General features: G+C 73.5%; 11 protein-coding genes. 1 reads left to right on the forward strand and 10 read right to left on the reverse strand.

What is annotated here, in order from left to right; genetic code table 11:
* Nucleotides 1-103: 103 nt before the first annotated feature.
* The 4 genes from K4B79_RS47975 to K4B79_RS33080 form a co-directional block, all read right to left on the reverse strand.
* Nucleotides 104-1,906, reverse strand: coding sequence for an HEXXH motif domain-containing protein (locus tag K4B79_RS47975; protein WP_269464230.1), 1,803 nt, complete (start codon nt 1,904-1,906; stop codon nt 104-106).
* Between the two features lie 92 nt (nt 1,907-1,998).
* Nucleotides 1,999-2,235 carry a hypothetical protein gene (locus K4B79_RS33070; RefSeq protein WP_232030998.1) on the reverse strand — a complete coding sequence of 79 codons (237 nt, stop codon included), beginning with the start codon at nt 2,233-2,235 and terminating at the stop codon, nt 1,999-2,001.
* 100 nt (nt 2,236-2,335) lie between these two features.
* Nucleotides 2,336-3,460 (reverse strand): effector-associated domain 2-containing protein, encoded by a 1,125-nt coding sequence (locus K4B79_RS33075; protein ID WP_232030999.1) that lies wholly within the window; start codon nt 3,458-3,460, stop codon nt 2,336-2,338.
* Nucleotides 3,457-4,644 (reverse strand): hypothetical protein, encoded by a 1,188-nt coding sequence (locus tag K4B79_RS33080; RefSeq protein WP_232031000.1) that lies wholly within the window; start codon nt 4,642-4,644, stop codon nt 3,457-3,459. The genes K4B79_RS33075 and K4B79_RS33080 overlap by 4 nt, the downstream gene beginning before the upstream one ends.
* Before the next feature lie 151 nt (nt 4,645-4,795).
* Between K4B79_RS33080 and K4B79_RS33085 the strand changes: the two genes are divergently transcribed.
* Nucleotides 4,796-6,112: a cation:proton antiporter gene (locus K4B79_RS33085; RefSeq protein WP_232031001.1), complete on the forward strand. Its 1,317-nt coding sequence runs from the start codon at nt 4,796-4,798 to the stop codon at nt 6,110-6,112.
* 24 nt (nt 6,113-6,136) lie between these two features.
* On the opposite strand, the gene fxsT is transcribed toward K4B79_RS33085, so the two are convergent.
* From fxsT to K4B79_RS33115, 6 genes are all read right to left on the reverse strand, one after another.
* A complete protein-coding gene (gene fxsT / locus K4B79_RS33090; RefSeq protein WP_232031002.1) occupies nt 6,137-10,630 on the reverse strand; it encodes an FxSxx-COOH system tetratricopeptide repeat protein in 4,494 nt (1,497 codons plus the stop codon).
* Nucleotides 10,631-11,722 (reverse strand): AAA family ATPase, encoded by a 1,092-nt coding sequence (locus K4B79_RS33095; RefSeq protein WP_232031003.1) that lies wholly within the window; start codon nt 11,720-11,722, stop codon nt 10,631-10,633.
* Complete coding sequence (locus tag K4B79_RS33100; RefSeq protein ID WP_232031004.1) at nt 11,719-13,269, reverse strand: VMAP-C domain-containing protein; 1,551 nt, start codon at nt 13,267-13,269, stop codon at nt 11,719-11,721. The genes K4B79_RS33095 and K4B79_RS33100 overlap by 4 nt, the downstream gene beginning before the upstream one ends.
* Before the next feature lie 198 nt (nt 13,270-13,467).
* Nucleotides 13,468-16,011, reverse strand: coding sequence for a polynucleotide kinase-phosphatase (locus K4B79_RS33105; protein WP_232031005.1), 2,544 nt, complete (start codon nt 16,009-16,011; stop codon nt 13,468-13,470).
* The gene (locus K4B79_RS33110) at nt 16,008-17,498 is read right to left on the reverse strand and encodes a 3' terminal RNA ribose 2'-O-methyltransferase Hen1 (RefSeq protein WP_232031006.1); all 1,491 of its coding nucleotides are present in this window, start codon (nt 17,496-17,498) and stop codon (nt 16,008-16,010) included. Before K4B79_RS33110 ends, K4B79_RS33105 begins: the two co-directional genes overlap by 4 nt.
* Nucleotides 17,499-17,589: 91 nt before the next feature.
* Entirely contained in the window at nt 17,590-19,167 is a 1,578-nt protein-coding gene (locus tag K4B79_RS33115; RefSeq protein ID WP_232031007.1) for a long-chain-fatty-acid--CoA ligase, read from the reverse strand.
* Nucleotides 19,168-19,364: the final 197 nt, after the last annotated feature.

Below are 19,364 nucleotides of genomic sequence, written 5' to 3' on the forward strand. Positions count from 1 at the left end.
ACCACCGGGGAGCGGGTTCACCCGCCGGTCGGCCGTTTCGGCACCGTCTTGTGCTCATCGTGGTGACACCGCCGGGCAGGTCATCCGCCGGGCAGGGGCCCGGTCATCCGCTCGGCAGGGGCTGGAGCAGTTCCGGGCGGGCCAGCATGCGGCGGGCGGCACGGCCCGGGTCGAGCAGCGCGCGGGCCACGATCCAGCCCGCCAGCGCGTGCGGCTCGGCCGGGTCGGCGGCCAGCTCGTCGGCGTACCGCGCGAGGGCGGCGGCCGGGTGCCCGGCGGCCAGGTGCTCGTCGCCGGTGCGCGGGGCCGTGGGGCGGGTGGCGAAGGCGTGCGTGCGCAGGTCCGGCCAGGCGGTGCGGTCGGGGCGGAGGCGGGCGGTGGGCGCCGGGTGCGCGGGATCGGGGTCCGGCGCCACGTTGCGCAGCCGCCACTCGGTGCGGTGCAGGGCGGCGGCCGTACGGGCACGGGCGAGCGCGGCCGGCGGGACGGGTTCACGCAACCAGCCGTCCAGGGTCCGCGCGAGCCCCGAGACGAGGGCACGGCCCTGGGGGGTGAGCCGCCCCTCGATCAGCAGCGTCCGGACGACGAGGCGGGCCTGCGTGCGGCGCAACGCGAAGTGATAGCCGGCGGCCTCCGGGCCCTCCAGCCCCTCTGACCCCTCCGGCCCATCGGCCCTCTCCGGTCCCTCCGGCCTCTCGTGTCCCTTCGTCGCCACCGCCAGCCGGTCCCGCCAGAATCCCGCGACGCCCGTGAAGGCGTACGCGCCGTGCAGGAGGCCGGTGAGGTGGCGGGGGTCGGGGCGCCAGGGGGCGTAGTAGCGCTCCTCGCGGTCGTCGTCGAGGAGCGGGAAGAGGTGGAGGAGCGCGGCGAGCTTGCTGTGCTGGAACTCGTGGACGAGGGTCTCGGCGAGGGCCAGGGGCGAGGAGGGGCGGGCTATGACCATCGCGCCGAAGGAGTCGCCGCTGGAGGCGGAGACGCCGACGGTCGGCGGGGCCGGAGGCAGGACGGCGGTACGGCCCCAGGGCACCACGGAGCGGATCGCGGCCGGGTCCAGCCGCCCGGGACCCGTGCCGCCCGGCACGGAGAGCACGCCGACGGCCTCCTCGAAGAGCCGCTGCCACGCCTCCGCCTCCGCGTGCTCCAGCCGGGCGGGGGGCAGGGGGTCGTCGAGGTCGCGGTAGGGGTCGAGGTCGTCGAGGGGGATGGCGACCGGGCCGCTGGGGGTGCGATGGGTGAGCGTGCGCAGGGGGAGCCAGGTCGGTTCGGTGGGCGGGGGGTCCGACGCCACGCTCGGGCGAATCGTTTCCGCCGAAGTGCCGCTTGGCAGCGCCTCCGTGGCCGGACGGACCGTCAGCCGCGCCTCGCCCCCGCCCCGCCCCGGGCCGGCGAGGCGCAGCACTCCCCCCTCGGTCCGAGCCCGCCCGACCCGCACCCCCGTGTCGGCACCCGGCAACCGGGCCAGCCCCAGACCGGGCAGATACAGGCCGCCGTCCGCGAGCGGCACCCGGAGGTCCGTCTCCGTCCCGGCCAGCAGGGACGCCGAGACCGCAAGCGAGCAGAGGTGCCCCGCCTCGGACCACAGCTCGGGCCCCGTCGCGGTGCCGTGGAGGCGGCGCAGCAGGTGGGCGATCCAGCCGCCGGTCGCCGGGGCGAGCAGCAGCCGGTCGACCGGTTCGGGTGCCCGTGCCGCCGCCTCCTTCAGGACGGTCCATGCCTCGGCGGCGGGAGTGAGCGGGGTGGACAGCGGGCCCAGGCCGTCCAGCAGGGTGCGCAGGAGCAGCAACCGGCGCGCCCGTTCGGCCCGTTCGAAGAAGGCGACGGTCTCGGCGGAGCCACCCCCGGCGGCCACGTCCGCGAAGAGCCGGTCCGGCATACGGAACGGGGCGTGACGCTGCTCGCTGGTCATCGGCGGGACCTCCGGTCGCGGATGCGGACATGCGGGGACCCCGGCGGGGCACGAGGGAACCTGCCGGGGCCGGGCCGTCGGGTGGGCGGCGGTTATTCGGCGCGGGCGCCGCCACCGCCTCCCTCGCCGCCGCCCCTGATGCTGCCGCGGGCGCGCAGGACCTCCGCCAGCAGGCGGGTGGCGGGGCGGAGCGGGGCCAGACCGTCCACGGCGGTCAGGGGCAACGCGGCGACGTCCGCCAGATCCGACTCCCAGACGTGCACCGCCGCATCGGCGGCCGGCTCACGGGCGGTGGCTTCGGCGTGGTGCAGAGCGGGCGGCCGGTCCAAGATGCTCCCCCTTCTCGCACGGTGGCACGCGATGCCCCGTGTCCCTTTCCATCATGGCCATTCCTGAGCGGGTCGAAAACCGTACGATCACGCCACTCGATCATTTCCGATCGCTCGGTCGCCGCGCCGCGGCCGCGAATTCGCGCAGCGCGGCATCCAGTTCGTCCCTGCGTCCGGGGTGGTCGTCGACGGAGACCACGGCGTCGAACAGGTCCCCGAGCGCCTCCGGATGGTGCCTGCCGAGCGAGTTGAGGATGCCGACGACATCCGTGCGGGCCTTGGTGTGACGGGGCAGGGTCGACGTGACGGCGGAGTCCAGTGCGGAGACCACGGTCTGCCGTTCGGTGGGGTCGTCCATCAACGGGTAGGCGAGCAGCGCCCGCACGGCCCGCTGGAGCGGGGAGACCGGACGCCGTTCCGGGGTCGGCGCGGGCATGGGGAGATCCTCGGTGCGGTCGGGGCTCTGGAGGCGTATCTCGGGATACTGAAGGGTTCGTCCCGCTTCCCTGAGGGCCGCGATACGCGTTCGTACGGCCGGAAACAGTTCCTCCGGATCCGGCGGCGCGGGCAGGACGGCGGTGCGGTCGGCCAGGAGGTCGAGCAGGACGTCGGAGAAGAGTCCGGTGCCGCGCACGGGGTCGTTGACGGCGACCCGGCCGCGGCCCGCGGCGCGCAGCAGGGTCTGCCGGTGCACGAGATTGCGCCGCCCCACGGGCAGCGCGTCGGCCGGCAGGTGCTCCCGGAAGGCGAGGTCCTCCTCGAAGGTCTCGCAGGCGTCGACGACCCACAGCTGGTCGGCGAAGCCGGGCACGGCGTCCGAGGCGTAGCGCTCCAGCGCCGAGTCCAGGTCGATGCCGAGCTTGTCGGCGGTGGTGGCGTCGGCGCAGAACAGCCGGAGCGCCCCGGCCCGGTCGAGCACCCCGTGCCCGCCCCACCACACCCACAGCACGTCGCCCCCGGGCACCGAGGGCAGCTCGCGGACGAGTACCCGGCGCAGGGTGGCCTGGTCGGCGGCCTGGTACGGGACGTCGGGGACGTACGGCGGCAACGGCGCCAGGTGCAGCCGGAGCTGGGACCGCGGGACCCCGGCCGCGCTCAGCAGCCGGTGGAGGCGGACGGCGTCCCGGGCCGGTCCGGGCAGGTCCCAGGCGGCGCCGGCGCCGTACCGCTCGATGCCCACGATCAGGGCGTGCACCCGGGCCGGATCCCCTCGCGTGCCCGTCACGGCAGGCGGTCCACGATGTGCCGGTACACCGCCGGGTTGGTCCAGTAGGCGCTGTGGGCGGCGGGGAACGGCTGGCGGCTGTCGACGGCCACGTCGGTGACGCGGTCCGGGAAGAGGCCCGCGCCCAGGTAGGAGAGCAGGTCGCGGGGGTCGTAGAGGTTGAGCCAGGCGGGGACGTGCGCCGGCAGCGGGGCCGGGGGTTCGAGGGAAGGCAGGGAGCCGGACTCGTAGAGGAAGGGGCCCTGGGAACCCGCCGTCACCAGCAGCCGGACCTGGGGCAGCGGGGCCGCGACGAGCGTGTCCAGGGCGATGATGCCCCCGAGGCTGTGGCAGACGAGCGCGACCGGTGGCTCCAGTCCGGCGACGAGGGTGCGCAGGTCGGCGCGGACCTGCTCGCCGCGGGCGAGATAGCGCAGGATGTCCCCGGCGGCGGGGTGCGCCGCCTCGGTGAGGACGCGCCGACGGCGTACGACGGCGTGGGACGCGGCGGAGTTCGCGGCCCGCAGCAGCAGGGAGCGCAGTCCCCGTTCGGTGCCCCGGGGCGGCGCGCCGAGGGCTTCGGCGAGTCGGTCGGTGACGGTGTCGCGGGTGTCGCCGGTCGGCACGAGCGGGGCGTCGGCGTCCAGGGCGTCGGCGACGATCCGTGCGCTCAGGCTGCGGGCGGCGATCACCGCGAGGTCGCCGGCGTCGAGGGACTCGGCGGCCGGCGCGAGCAGGGGGTGGCCCGCCAGGTCCGTCGCGGCCCGCGCCAGGCCGGGACCCAACTCGGCGGCGGGGGCGTCTCCTTCGGCGGCCAGTGCGGTCAGCCGTGCCCGGAGTTCCTGGTGGGGCGGGACGGATCCGGGCGGACGTTCGACGACGGGTTCCGCGGTGGCCGCGGCGAGGGCGAGTTCGGCGTACGGATCGGCGTAGAGGGCCGCCCAGGCGGCGGTGGTGTCGTCGGGGGCGCAGGGGGCGTAAGGGGCGGTCGGTGCCTCCGACAGACCGCGCGCGGTGGCACCCGGTGAGGGCGGAAGACTCGCCCCACCTGCGGAGAGCGTGGCGCCGTGCGTGCCTCCCCAGTAGTACGGCACGATGCGAAGTCCGTCGCGCAGCGCGGTCAGCCCGGCCGCGACGCGCCCCGCAAGCTTCGAGAAGCCTGGTTCGCGTACCCCTGTCCCATGGATGAAGACGACCGCCGTCATGTGCTCCCCGTGACACCGGTGAAGTGGTGTGTACGACTTCCGTTCCTGCGTCAAGTTACCAGTACCATAAGGAGGTTGGGGTCGAGCACACATGCGAAGACCCTCCCTCGGCCGGAACCGCGGCCTCGACAACCGGACACCAGGGGGACCCGTGAGCCCTGACGCGATGGTCATGCACGTCGTGGGAGCCTCGGCCCTGATCCTGGTGGCCGCGCACACGGCGGGCTGGCTGGCCAGGATGCTGAAGCAGCCGTACATCGTGGGCCAGTTGACCGCGGGCATAGCGCTCGGCCCCTCCCTGCTCGGCACGCTCGCGCCGGACGCGTACCGGACGTTGTTCCCGGCGGAGATCGGACCGGCGCTGACCGGGTTCGCCCAGTTCGCCCTGGTCGTCTTCCTGTTCGCCATCGGGTACGAACTGGATCTGAAGGTCCTCGGCGCCCGGGCGCGTTCGGCGGTGACCGTGGCGCTCGCGGCGTTCGTGGTGCCGATGGCCGTGGGCAGCGCGAGCGCGCTGCTGTTCCGGGACCAGTTGCGCGCGTTGGGGATGCCCCGGGACCTCTCCCCCGCGATGGTGGTGTTCGCCGGGGTGGCCCTGTCGATCACGGCGGTGCCGGTGCTGACGGCCATAGTGCGGGAGAACGGCCTGGCCTCCACCGTGCCCGGGATCGTGGCGGTGTCCGCCGCCGGGCTGCTCGACGTGGTCGGCTGGACGGTGCTGGCCGGCGCCCTGATGGACGGCGGGAGCGGTGATCACGCGATCGGGTGGCCGTTGCGGGTGCTGTTCGCCGTCGGTTTCGTCGCACTGATGGCCCTCGTGGCCCGCCCCCTGCTGCGCCGGCTCCTGTGGGGCACCCGCATGGAACCCTCGCTGCGGTTGGCGCTGCTCATCGGCTTCGCGCTGGGCTCGGCCTGGGTCACCCAGGCCATCGGACTGCACGTCATCTTCGGCGCGCTGCTCGCGGGCGCCGTGGTGCCCCGGGAGGAGGGCGGCACGCTCGATCCGGATCTGCTGCGGCCGCTGCACGACGTCGGTTCGCTGCTGCTGCCGTTCTTCTTCGTCGTCTCGGGGCAGTCCGTCGCGCTCGCCGGCATGGACGCGACCGGCTGGACGGTCCTGCTGGTGGTGACGGCACTGGCCGTCGTCACGAAGATCGGCAGCGGCACGCTGGCGGCCCGGCTGACCGGGCTGGACCGCCAGGACGCGCGGACCGTGGGCGTCCTGATGAGCACCCGCGGTCTGACCGAGCTGATCGCCCTCAACGCGGGCCTGCAGGCGGGCCTGTTGAGCGAGCCGCTCTACACGATCCTGGTCTTCATGGCGCTGGCCACGACCCTGTTCACCCAGCCCCTGCTGCTCCTGGTCCGCCGTCTCGGCGAACGGGAGCTGCGCCGCGTCGCGGAGCGGCCCGTCGGCCGGCACTCCCAGGACGGCACGGCGACGGAGCCCGTGGGCGACCTGAGCTGACCGGCCGCCCCGGGCGCGTGACCGCTACAGCGGCATCGGGGCCATGTCGCATTCGATACGACGGCGCTGCCGGGCCGCGATGAGCCACGGGTGGTCGGCCTTGACCACCCGGCTGAGGCCCTCCACCGCCCGGCGCTGCAGCTCGTCCGCCTCCGTGCCGCGGCCGAGTCCGCGCAGGTCGAGGGCGAGGTTGGCGGTGCAGGAGAGGGTCAGCGGGTGCTCCGCGCCGGCCACCTCGGCCAGCAGCGGCAGGTTCGCCTCGTCGATCTCGTGCGCGCGGTCGAAGTCGAGGCGGGCGTAGGCCGTGTTGGCCTGGCCGATGGCGACGGTGAGCCGGGTGATGTGCCGCTCGCCCACCGTGCGGCCCAGCCGCTCGGCCGCGTCGTCCTCCAGCTCCTGCGCCTCGTCCAGGGCGTTGAGCGCCCGCAGGGTGGCGGCCAGGTTGGCCTTGGTCAGCAGGGTGTACGCGTGGTCCTCGCCGAGCCGCTGCTCGTAGCGGCGCAGGGTCACCTCGGCCAGCTCACGGGAGCCTTCCAGGTCCCCGGCCAGCCGCCGGTCGACGGAGACGTTGGTGGCCGTGGACAGCGCGTCGAAGTGGTCGGGGCCGTAGCGGGAGACGAAGCGCCGCAGGGTCTCCTCGGCGAGCTTGGCGGCCTCTTCGAGCGCTCCGTCCCGGCGCCGGCACACGCCGAGGTTGCGGGCCATGCGCAGGGCGAGGGGGTGCTCCTCGCCGAGCGCGTTGCGGGCCCGGCGGTAGGCGTCCTCCTGGTAGTCGCGGGCGCCCGGGTAGTCGCCGGACTCCCGCATGTCGATGGCGAGGCCGTTGAGGGTGTTGAGGGTGAAGAAGCTGGCGGGACCGAACAGCAGTTCGCGCTGGCGGGCGTTCTCCTGGTCCAGCGGCAGTGCCTCCCGGAACTGTCCGCACAGTCGCAGGTCGACGCCCCAGCTGTGGGTGCCGCGCAGGGTGGCGGGGTCGTCGGGGCCGAACAGGGAGCGGGCCAGCTCGGTGGCCTCCCGGCCGAGGTCCCGGGCCTCTTCGAACCGGCCCTGGTAGCGGCGGCCGTCGGCCAGCTCGCACAGGGCGTCGACGAGGTCCTCGGGGTCGACGTCGATCCGCCGGGAGACCTCCAGCGCGTTCTCCACGAGCGGGATCGACTCGGAGATCTGACCGACCTGACGCAGCAGGAAGGAGAACATCTTCGCCATCCGGATGACGTGGATGTTCTCCTCGCCGGAGGAGGCGAGCCAGGCGTTCCAGGCCTGCCGGGCGAAGTTCGCGGCGCCCTCGTGGTCGCCCCAGTAGTAGAGGAACCAGGCGGTGTCGTAGACGAGTTCGCGTACGTAGGTGTCGGTACTGGTGACGGCCTGCGAGGTGAGGATGTGGGGCAGCAGGGCCTGGTAGGCGCGCCATTCCAGCGACGAGCCGTAGGGGCCGGGCTTGGCGGCCGACAGCAGCTGGTGCGCCGCGTCCCGCATCTTCTCCCGCTCCTCGGCGCTCAGCTTCGCCAGGAGCACGGTCTGCAGCAGGCGGTGCATCTGGAGCGTGTCGGACCTCGGGTCCACCTTGACCAGGGAGAACTGGCTGAGGTCACGGACGGCACGGTTCAGCTTGATGGACTCGCGCAGCAGCGGGTCGACCTCGGGCGTGATGCTGACGCCCCGGCTGCCGCGCAGCATGGACCGCGGGATCGGCTCGGGGGCCATGCTGGCGCAGATGTCCAGCAGCTGGCGGGCGCCCGGGTTGTTCTCCTGGATCCGCTCCAGCGAGATGTCCCAGGCCGCCGCGACGGAGACCGGGTAGTCGGGGGACCGCTCGATCTCCAGGATGTCCGGGCTGCGCTCGGCGAGCAGGTCGAGGTACTCCCCCACGAGCATGCCGGTGACGCCGAGCCAGGCGCCGGCCTGCTCGACCGCGAGCGGCAGGTCGCCCAGCGCCTCGGCGAGCCGGTCGGCGTCCTCGTGCGACAGGTCGGGAGAGCGCTTCTTGAGCAGTTCGATGGACTCCGCGCGCTCGAAGACGTTCACCGGCAGCGGCGTGGCGACCCGTTCCCAGGCCCGGTTCCGAGAGGTGACGATGACCTTGCCGGGGCCGTTGGTCGGGAAGTAGTTGCGTACCGCCTCGACGTCCTCGGCGTTGTCGAAGACGAGCAGCCAGTTGTCGTACGGCGCTCCGCTGCGCAGTGCGTCCAGGACGGCGGGCACGGCCGTGTTGGCGGCGGGGGCGCCGATGCTGTCCTGGCTGGTGGGGGCGACGCCCAGCTGGGCCGCGAGGCTGGCGAGGGCGGCCAGGATGAGGCTCTCCCGCTCGGCGGGGATCCAGCAGATCACCTTGTAGTCGTACTGGTGGGTGTAGATGTACTCCAGCGCCAGCTGGGACTTTCCGACGCCGCCCAGGCCGTGCAGCGCGTGCGGCAGCACCGCCGCGGTGTCCTGGGCACCCAGTTGCTCCTCCACGGCCCTCAGCAGCGCCCGCCGGCCGACGAACGAGGTGTTCCGCAGCGGAACGTTCACCAGAAGGGCGGGCGTTGCAGTCGTGGTGCTCGGCATGAGCGGCTCAGCCTCCAGGGCCTGTTGTTCGGTCGCGTCGGTTACCAGGGGCACGGGGTCTCCAGAGTCGTCGGGTACGTTCGACGCTGGATCACTGCCTGCTGCGCCCGGGGGCAAACCGGCAGGCACCCGTTCGGCCGCAGCGGGCGCACGCGCGGGGGCGGTTCGTTTCATGCGCTTCGCGCGTTCGGAGTAGGGCCCCGACAGGGCGTGCATCACGGCCAGTTCGGTGCGCGCCCAGCCGCGCTCCTCCGGGTCGGGCAGCCGGGTGCCCAGCGGGTCGCCGAGGGCGGCGCGCAGGGCGACGCCGCGTGCTCCGGCAGCCGGCAGCTCGCCCACCACCCGGATGGTGTGGGCGAGTTGGCTGCGGGTGGTGGTGGCGAGCAGTTCCTCGCGGACTCCGTCGGCGAACTCGGGGCGGTCCTGTCCGGCGCCGTTCCAGTCGATCAGCCCGCCCATCAGGATCTCGGCGAGGTGGTCGGGGCCGGTCTCCGGCATGGTGCGCCGGCGCAACTGATCCACCAGCTCGAACTCGAAGGGCACGGCGGCGAGTTGGGTGGCAAGGCGGCGGGCGGCGGGGGTGGCGAGGGTGAAGAAGCGGCGTACGGCGGCCTTGGCGGCGTGCGGGAAGCGCGGGGCGCGCAGTCCGGGCGCGGGGGCGCCCTTGGTGAGGGTGCCGGCCAGCAGGACGGGCAGCGGGCGGCGCACTCCGCGCTCGCCGGTGACGAGGTCGGCCCAGGCGGCGAGGGAGCCGGGCTTCAGGGACAGCACGGGGACGGGCACCGCGCCGTCGCCGCCCTCGGGCAGCGGCCGCAGCGGGTCCGGGGTCCAGTGGCCGAGGGCGTCGTTGGTGGCGCCGAAGCCGCCGGCCTCCAGGATCGCCTGGTACGGGTAGAGGGAGGAGCGGTGGCGCAGGTGCGGCGGCAGCAAGTGCACGAGGGCGGTGGGGCCGGCGTGGGCGAGCCGACCGAGCAGGTCGTCGGCGGCGGATGCGGCCCAGCCGTGGGCGAGCCCGTCGGTGACCACGAGGAAGACACGGTCACCGCGGCCGTCGAGGAGTTCGGCGGGGTCGGCGGCGGCCGGTCCGGTGGGCCGGCGCAGGGTGGCGGCCCCGGTGCGCGGCACGTCGACCTTCACGGTCCGTACGCCCCGGAAGGCGCCGCTGTGTTCGGCGGCCCGGGCGAGCCGGGCGGCGGTGTCCTCCCAGATCCGCATGGTGGGGGCGGCGTCGATGAGCAGGACGAGGTCGAAGGCGGCGGAGCGGGCGGGCCGCAGGAAGGGCATCCACATGCCGTCCACGACCCCCTGCTCGGCGGTGGTCTCCTCGTCCAGCTCCAGGATGTCGCGGGAGGGGACCCGTCGGGCCAGCCGGTGCAGGGCGCGCGCGAAGAGGGCGGTGGTGCGGGCGGGGCCGGGCTGCGCTGGTTCGGCCGCGGGCAGCAGCGGCTGCCCCAGGCGCAGGCTGACGGTCCCTCGGGCGTCGGGTAACAGGTCGGACCCGTCCGCCGGTGTGGTGCCCCGGGAGGAGGGCCGGTCCGCGGGGTCCGGGACCGTCGGCGGCCGGAGGCCGGGTCCGTCGGTGACGCCCGGCCACCGGGGGCTTACGGCGTCGGGGGTGTTCGGGATTTCGGCGGGCGGGGTGTCGTCGGACGAGGACGCGTCCGGCCGGTGGGCGTCCTCGGAGTCCCGCGGGGCCGTGGCCGACCGGGGCCCGGGCGGCGGATCCTGACCCGGACTCGGCGGCCGGGCCGCACCGGCCGGACCACCGTGGCGGTCCCAGTGGGCGGCGAGCCAGACCGCGTCGGCGACCTCCTGCCAGCGGAGCGGGGACTGCTCCTGGGCACCGGGGAGCGCTGCTCCGTGCTCGTTCGTCGGGTCGACGGACTCGGGGAACACCGAAGGGGGCGACGACCCCGAAACGGGGAAGCCGTCGCCTGGCCCGGATGCGTGCTCCCTGGGATAGCCCTTCATTCAGCGGCCCTTCGCGAGGTCGCGCAGGAGCATTTCCACGAGCTTACGCCCGTCACCGTCCGCCTGGAAACCACCCGCCGTAGTCATCTGGACAGCATTGAGCAACTGGTCGAGGGAGTGGGTGCCGCCGGACTGGACGCGCTGGACGAACACGTCCACCAGGTCTTCGGTGCCCTCCGGGCGGACTCCCAGGTGCCCTTCCACCATGGCCAGAAGTTGCTCCCTGGTGGGTGTGCGCATCTCCAGGGGCAGGCAGCGCCGGCGGAAGGCCGCGGGGAACTCGCGTTCTCCGTTGCTGGTGATCACCACGACCGGGAACTCCCGGCACTCGACCCGCCCGTCCCTGACCTCGGCGTGCTCGCCGGGGTCGCTGGTGTGGACGCGCGCGGTGCCCGCGGCGTCGCGTACCAGTTCCGGGACTTCATAGCTTCCGTTCTCCAGGACGTGCAACAGGTCGTTCGGCAGGTCGATGTCGCTCTTGTCGAGCTCGTCGACGAGCAGCACCCGGGGTCGATCGTAGGGCAGCAGAGCCGTCCCCAAGGGTCCCAGAGTGATGAAGTCGCCCAGCACCGGCGGAAGTTGACGATCTCTTGGGGAAAGATCGGTGTTGACGCCCTCGGCCGGGACCGCCTCGGCGGGCTCCAGGGCGGACGCCTGTCCGAGGCCGGCCCGCCAGGCGGCGATGGCCTGGGCGCGTCCCATGGCGTCGTGGGCGTACAGGCCGTCCCGGAGCGCGGTACGGCTGACGATGTTCCACTCCAGGACCCGGCCCAGGTCCAGTTCCCGGGAGATCAGGTAGGCCAGAGTGGACTTGCCGACGCCGGGCGGGCCGGTGATCAGCAGCGGGCGGCGCAGCAGCAGGGCCGCGTTGACGACGTCGATCTCCTCGGAGCCGAGCTGCGGGGTGATGTGCCCGGGGCCCAGTCGGCGGTCGGCGGCTTCGGCGTCGGCGGACGGCACGGGCCGGGCGGGGCCGCCCCGGAACCGGCGCCAGGGCGGCGGCTGGGGCAGGTCCGGCGGGGTGGCCGGGGCGCTGCCCGTGCCGTGGAAGACACGCCAGCCGTCGGGTGCCGTCTGCTCCTGGGCGGTCATGCCGGTGCCTCCTCGGTGGCGAGATCGCCGGGGTCGGTGGGCTGGAAGTCGACGGGCCGGGTGGGGTCGTCCCAGAGGAAGCCGATGTCCCGCAGGACGAGTTCGGCCGGCCCCTGGCTCTGGCTCTCGGCCTTCTTGCGCAGCCGGTGGATGGCCGTCGGGATCTGGGTCGGTAGCGGTACGGAGGCGAACACGGCGCTCATCTTCTGCCGGCCCGCCTCGACGAAGACGCCCGCGCGGTCCCAGACCGCGAGCCCTATCCCTTCCGCGATGGCGGCCTTGAGCGCCGCCTGCGCGACGGCATCGGTCGGCGCGTCGAGCACGACCGCCGTATGCATGGCTTCCCCGGCGAGCCTGCGATGCCACATCAGGACGCTGTCGATGTCCGGATCGGGCCACTCCTGGACGGACACGCCGTGCTGCCGCAGGGTGCGCCAGCGCTCCTGCCACTGCTCCCGCCAGAGGGGGTCGTCCGCACGCATCCGCTCCAGACTGCGCAGGTGCACCCCGTACTTGAGGCTGAGCGGCAACGGCTGCCCGTCGCCGATCCGGTACGTCAGACCGGCCACATCGTGGTTGAGGAGCTCGTACGGAAGGACGAACTCGATGTACATCGGCGGCTGTCGGCGTCCACTCGGCTGGGGCGCGCCGGGGGCCGTCCAGAGGCGGGCGCCCTGACGCAGCGCCGCTTCCACGGCCGGACCGAGGTCCTCCAGGGTGGTCATGGCCGGTTCCCCGGGCAGCGGGTGCCAGTGGCCGGGCACGGTGTTGAGCCAGGGGCGGACGACGACGTCGTCGGTGCCGTCCCGGGCCGGTTCGACGGCGACGATGACACAGCGCGGGATGTCCGGGTCGTAGGCCGCCTCGGCGCGTGCGGTGCGGCGGGTCTCCAGCGGTTCGGCGAGGTCCGCGCGCCGCGCCCAGTCGTCGACCCAGCCGGCCAGCGCGGCGCGGTGTCCGGGCACGGCGGCGAGCCGGGCGGCGCGGTCGAGGAGGAGCACGGCGGGTGGCAGGCCGTCCGCCTGCACGTTCCGGTCGAGGAGGTGGGTGAAGAGCCGTTCCGCGGACAGGCCGGTGGGCAGGTCAAGGCCGTTGAGTTCCTCGACGAGTTCGTCCCGCAGGGTGGCCGCGGGGAGGTCGCCCTTGGCCAGTACGGCACGGGCGCTGGTCTCGTCGTCGTAGGAGAGCGGGCCGATCAGGGCCGCCGGCGGGGCCGGGGCCAGTAACCGGTCGAGGAGCTGGTCGAGTTCGTCGCCGGCCGGCTCTCCTTCGAGGATGCGGACCACGTCGGCCAGTACGCGTTCGCCCTCCGCCTTGTTCAGCGCGGCGCGCACCAGGACGCTGACGTCCTCACGTAAGCGGACACCTCTGAGGTCTATCTGACGGCCCAGCAGATCACCGAGGACGAGGCCGAAGCGGAGCCGTCCCTGTCCGTCCTCCATGCAGCCCAGCGCGCACAGGGCATTGGTCAGCTCCAACAGAAGCGACGGGCCGCGCCCCTGCCCGGGTTCCTTCTCGGGTTCGCCGAACCCCGCACCTGACTCCACCGACACCGACTTTCCCCCTGAGCCGGTACATCTGCCTGACCGACCAGCGAAGTTAGCACGGCGACCAGCGGTTAACCAGGGACGAATGGGATCGGAAGCACGAGGTCCGGCCAGGATCGCCCCTTGCGGGACAACCCTGGCCGGAAGCGTTCGCCAGAGCGTTCGGGCGCCCTCCGGGCGGCCGGAGGGCGGTCGGCTTCAGAGCCGTGGGTCGACCGGCTCCGACTCCAGCGCCAGGACGCCGAAGACCGCCTCGTGCACCCGCCACAGCGGCTCGCCCTCGGCGAGCCGGTCCAGCGCCTCCAGGCCGAGCGCGTACTCGCGGATCGCGAGCGAGCGCTTGTGGTTCAGGAAGCGTCCGCGCAGGCGGGTGAGGTTCTCCGGGCGGGTGTACTCCGGGCCGTAGATGATCCGCAGGTACTCGCGGCCGCGGCACTTGATGCCGGGCTGCACCAGGCGCCCCGCGTCGCTGCGTACGACCGCACCGAGCGGCTTGACGACCATGCCCTCGCCGCCGCGGCCGGTCATCTCCAGCCACCAGTCGACGCCGGCCCGCACGGAGTCCGGGTCGGCGGTGTCGACGTACAGGCGCCGGGTGGTCTGGAGCAGGCCGGTGGAGTCGTTTTCCACGAGCCGGTCCAGCAGGGCCAGTTGCTCGTCGTGGGGCAGTCCGGCGAGGTTGCGGCCCTGGACGGCGAGGATCTGGAAGGGGGCCAGGCGGACGCCGTCCAGGCCGTCCGTGGTCCAGCAGTAGCGGCGGTAGGCGTCGGTGAACGCCGAGGCCGCGTCGGCCCGTTCGCGCTGGCGGGACAGCAGGTCCGTGACGTCGACGCCGCGCGCCGCCGCGCCCTCCAGGGCGGCCAGGGTCCCGGGGAAGACGGCGCCCGAGGCGGCGCCGACGGCCGCGTACTGGCTGCGCAGCAGACCGGCGGCCTTGAGCGACCACGGCATCAGCTCGGCGTCCAGCAGGAGCCAGTCCGTGGCCAGTTCGGACCACAGGCCGGCCTCGTCGATCGCCGTCCTGAGGCGGCCCAGGATCTCCTCCGTCACCGCGCCGTCGTCGAAGAACGGGCGGCCGGTGCGGGTGTACAGCGAGCCGGTCGGGCCGTCCACGCCGAAACGCTCGCGGGCCGTCTCCGCGTCCCGGCAGACCAGCGCGACCGCCCGCGAGCCCATGTGCTTCTCCTCGCACACGACCCGGGCGACGCCGTCCTCCTGGTACTGCCTGAAGGCCTCCTCCGGGTGCTCCAGGTAGCCCTCCACATGGCTGGTCGCCGTCGGTGCCATGGTCGGCGGCAGGTACGGCAGCAGCCGGGGGTCGACCGCGAAGCGGCTCATGACCTCCAGGGCCGCCGCCGCGTTCTCCTCGCGGACCGCGATCCGGCCCTGGTGGCGGGTCTCCACGACCCGGCGGCCGTGCACGTCGGCGAGGTCGAGCGGCCGTCCGTCGTGACCGCCGGGGGCCTCGGACCGCAGCGGCTTCACCGGCTCGTACCAGACCCGCTCCGCCGGTACGTCGACCAGTTCCCGCTCCGGGTAGCGCAGCGCGGTCAGCTTGCCGCCGAAGACGGCGCCGGTGTCCAGGCAGATGGTGTTGTTGAGCCAGGTGGCCTCCGGGACCGGGGTGTGGCCGTAGACCACGGCGGCCCGGCCGCGGTAGTCCTCGGCCCACGGGTAGCGCACCGGCAGCCCGAACTCGTCGGTCTCGCCGGTGGTGTCGCCGTACAGGGCGTGCGAGCGGACCCGGCCGGAGGTGCGGCCGTGGTACTTCTCCGGCAGACCTGCGTGGCAGACGACCAGGCGGCCGCCGTCAAGGACGTAGTGGCTGACGAGTCCGTCGATGAACTCCCGGACCTCGGCCAGGAATTCGTCCGAGGCCCCTTCCATCTGCTCGATCGTCTCGGCCAGACCGTGCGTGTGCTGGACCTTGCGGCCCTTGAGGTAACGGCCGTACTTGTTCTCGTGGTTGCCGGGCACGCACAGGGCGTTGCCCGACTTCACCATCGACATCACGCGGCGCAGTACGCCCGGGCTGTCGGGGCCGCGGTCGACGAGGTCGCCGATGAAGACGGCGGTGCGGCCCTCCGGGTGGACGCCGTCGACGTAGCCCAACTTGCCCAGCAGTGCTTCCAGTTCGCTCGCGCAGCCGTGGATGTCGCCGACGATGTCGAACGGGCCGGTGAGGTGGGCGAGGTCGTTGAAGCGCTTCTCGGTGACGATCGTGGCGTTGTCGATGTCCTCCACTCCGCGCAGGACGTGCACCTTGCGGAAGCCCTCGCGCTCCAGGTGGCGGACGGAGCGGCGGAGTTCGCGGATGTGGCGCTGGATGACCCGGCGCGGCATGTCGGCCCGGTCGGTGCGGGTGGCGTTGCGCTCGGCGCACACCTCCTCGGGCACGTCGAGCACGACGGCGATGGGCAGCACGTCGTGCTGCCGGGCCAGGTCGATCAGCTGCCGGCGGGAGTCCGACTGCACGCTGGTGGCGTCCACGACGGTACGGCGGCCGGCGGCCAGGCGCTTGCCGGCGATGTAGTGGAGCACGTCGAAGGCGTCCTTCGTCGCGCTCTGGTCGTTCTCGTCGTCGGAGACGAGGCCGCGGCAGAAGTCGGAGGAGATGATCTCGGTGGGCTTGAAGTGCCGTCGCGCGAAGGTGGACTTGCCGGAGCCGGAGGCGCCGACGAGGACGACGAGGGAGAGGTCGGTGACGGGCAGGACGCGCCCCTTGTGCTGAGTCTCGGTCATGCCGCCTTCGCCTCCTTCTCGGCCTTCTCGGTCTTCTCGGTGGTGGCTGTGCTCAACTCGAAGACGGCCATCTGGGTGGGCGGTCCCACCTCCGGGTCGTCGGGGCCCACGGGGACGAACTCCACGGTGTAGCCGTGCCGTTCGGCCACCGCGGTCGCCCAGGCGCGGAACTCCTCGCGGGTCCACTCGAAGCGGTGGTCGCCGTGCCGGACGTGGCCGGCCGGGAGGGTCTCCCAGCGGACGTTGTACTCGACGTTCGGGGTGGTCACGAGCACGGTGCGGGGGTGGGCGGCGCCGAACACCGCGTACTCCAGGGCGGGCAGCCGGGGCAGGTCGACGTGTTCGACGACCTCGCTGAGCACGGCGGCGTCGTACCCCTTGAGCCGGTTGTCGGTGTAGGCGAGCGAGCTCTGGAAGAGCTTCACGCGCGAGGCCTGCCGCTCCCCCATGCGGTCCAGCTTCAGCCGCCGGGAGGCGATGGTGAGGGCGCGCATCGACACGTCGGTGCCGACGATCTCGGTGAACCGCGGGTCCTTGAGCAGTGCCTGCACCAACTGGCCCTGTCCGCAGCCAAGGTCGAGGACGCGGGCGGCGCCGGACTCCTTGAGCGCGGCGACGATCGCGTCCCGGCGCTGCACGGCGAGCGGCGTCGGCTTCTCCTCGGTCTCGGCCTCCGCCCCGACCGCGTTGTCGATCTCCTCGACCTCGCGGTCGTCGGCCTCGGCCAGCCGCACCAGCTCCAGGGCCTCCATCGCCTGCCGGGTCAGCGACCAGCGGCGCGAGAGGTACCGGCTGGTGATCAGCTTCTGCTCGGGGTGCTCGGGCAGCCAGCCCTCACCGGCCCTGAGCAGCTTGTCGACCTCGTCGGAGGACACCCAGTAGTGCTTGGCGTCGTCGAGGACCGGGAGCAGGACGTACAGATGGCGCAGCGCCTCGGCGACGGTGAGCCGTGCGGACTCCAGTTCGAGCCGGACGTAGCGCGAGTCGCCCCATTCGGGGAACCGCGCGTCCAGGGCGACGGGCTGGGCGGTCACCGCCCAGCCCAGCGGCTCGAAGAGACGCCGTACGAGCTCCGGGCCGCCGCGGGCGGGCAGCGCGGGTACCTCCACGCGCAGCGGCCGTGCCTGCTCGGGCAGTTCCGGCCGGGCGGCGCACACGCCCCGCATCGCGCTGGAGAACACGGCGCTCAGCGCCACGGCGAGCAGCGAGGAGGCCGCGTACGGGCGGTCGTTGACGTACTGCGCGAGCGCCGCGTCGGGAGCGCCGCCGCGGCCCTTGCCCTTGCCGCGCCTGACCAGTGCCACCGCGTCGACCTCCAGCAGCAGCGCCGCCGTGCACCGATGATCGTCCGCCTCGGGGTAGAGGACGTGCGCCGTCCCGTAGGACGTGGAGAACGCCTGCGCCTTCTCGGGATGCTTGTGCAGCAGGAAGCCGAGGTCGGTGGCGGGTCGGTCGGCGGTGCCGGTGGTGGTGATGGTCAGGAACACGGTGGGGCCTCGAAGGGTCGTCCGAAGGGAACGCGCCTGGTGATCCAGGGTGTGCGTCCGTTCAACGTACAGGCAGGGCCACAGCGCGCACTCAGGATTTTCCGCCCGTTCCCGGCCCCAGCAGGGCCGCGAGTTCCCGTTTGAGGACCTTCCCGCTGGGGCCGAGGGGCAGCGTGGCGGCGAACTCCACGCGGCGCGGGTACTTGTAGGCGGCCATGTTCCGGCGCGACCAGTCGACGATCTCCTCGGCCAGGGCCGCGTCCGGCGCGGCGCCCGGCCGGGGCACGACCACCGCGCACACCTCCTGGCCGTAACGGGCGTCCGGGACGCCGACGACCGCGACCCGGGCCACGGACCGGTGGCGGGCGAGGACCTCCTCCACCTCGCGCGGGTACACGTTGTACCCGCCCCGCACGATCATGTCCTTCTTGCGGTCGACGATCGTCAGACAGCCCTCGGCGTCCTTCACACCGAGGTCGCCGGTGCGCAGCCAGCCGTCGACCAGGACGGCCGCGGTGGCCTCGGGGTCGTCGAGGTAGCCGGTCATGACGTTGTGTCCGCGGACCACGATCTCCCCGACCTCGCCCGGCGGGAGCAGGACGATCCGGTCCTCGGAGCCGGCCCTGGCGATCTCCGCCTCCACGCCCCGGACGGGACGGCCCACGGTGCCAGGGCGCCGGGGCCACGCGGGCTGGTTGTAGGCGACGCAGGGGGAGGCCTCGGTCAGGCCGTAGCCCTCGTAGACCGGACAGCCGAAGGTGGCCTCGATGTCCTGGAGCACCGGCACCGGCAGGGCCGAGCCGCCGGAGTAGGCCCGGGTCAGGGGCGGGCGGCGGGGGTCCCGGGCCGCGGCCTCCAGCAGCCCGAGGTACAGGGTCGGGACGCCCATGAGGACCGTGCAGCACTCACGGACCATCAGGTCGAGAGCCTCGTCCGGGGTGAAGCGGGGGGTCAGCACGAGGGTGGCGCCGACGCGGAAGCAGGTGCCCATGCCGCAGATCTGGCCGAAGGTGTGGAACAGGGGCAGGCAGCCCAGCAGGACGTCGTCGGCCTCCATCGCGAAGGGCGACAGGGCCGTCGTGTCGATGTTCATGACCAGGTTGAGGTGGCTGAGCAGGACGCCCTTGGGGCGCCCGGTGGTACCGGAGGTGTAGAGGATCAGCGCGATGTCGTCCGGGGCGCGGGACACCGGGGTGCCGAGGGGCTCGGCGTCGGCCGCGAGCGCGTCGAGCGCGTCGGGCCCCGGCCGCCCGGTGTCCCCGGCCTCCGCGTCGACCGTCATCAGCGGCACGTCGGCGCGGCGTGCCGCGGGCTCCCCCTCCCCCAGCAGCGAGCCCGCGCACAGCAGGAGGCGGGCGCCCGAGTGCCGGAGGATGTACGTGATCTCCTCGGCCTTCAGCAGCGCGTTCACCGGGACGACGGTCGCGCCGAGCGCGAGGACGCCGAAGTACGCCATGGGGAAGGACGGGGTGTTGGGCAGCAGCAGCGCGACCCGGTCGCCGGGGCCCACGCCCCGCTCGCGCAGCACCGTCGCGCGGCGGCGTGCGGCCAGCCACAGGGCGCCGTAGGAGATGCGCTCGGGTCCGGACACCAGGGCCGTGCGGTCGGGGCTGCGGATCGCGGTGTCGGCGAGGACGGAGACCAGCGAGAGGGTGGCGCCGCCCCTCATCGGTCGCGTCCGGGGGCTCCGCGGGTTCCGGTACGGCCGGAAAAGGGGCCGTGAATCGCGGCGACGGATATTTCACATTCGGTCATCGACACTCCGCTTCGTGCGATCACATCGAAAGGGAAAACGCGCACTGTGCAGGGCTCGCGGCGCATCCTACGATGAGGCGCGCCGAAGGGAAAGCGACAGAGAGCGAGCAT

This window comes from Streptomyces lincolnensis (assembly GCF_021173675.1).
GTDB classification, from domain to species: domain Bacteria; phylum Actinomycetota; class Actinomycetes; order Streptomycetales; family Streptomycetaceae; genus Streptomyces; species Streptomyces lincolnensis_B.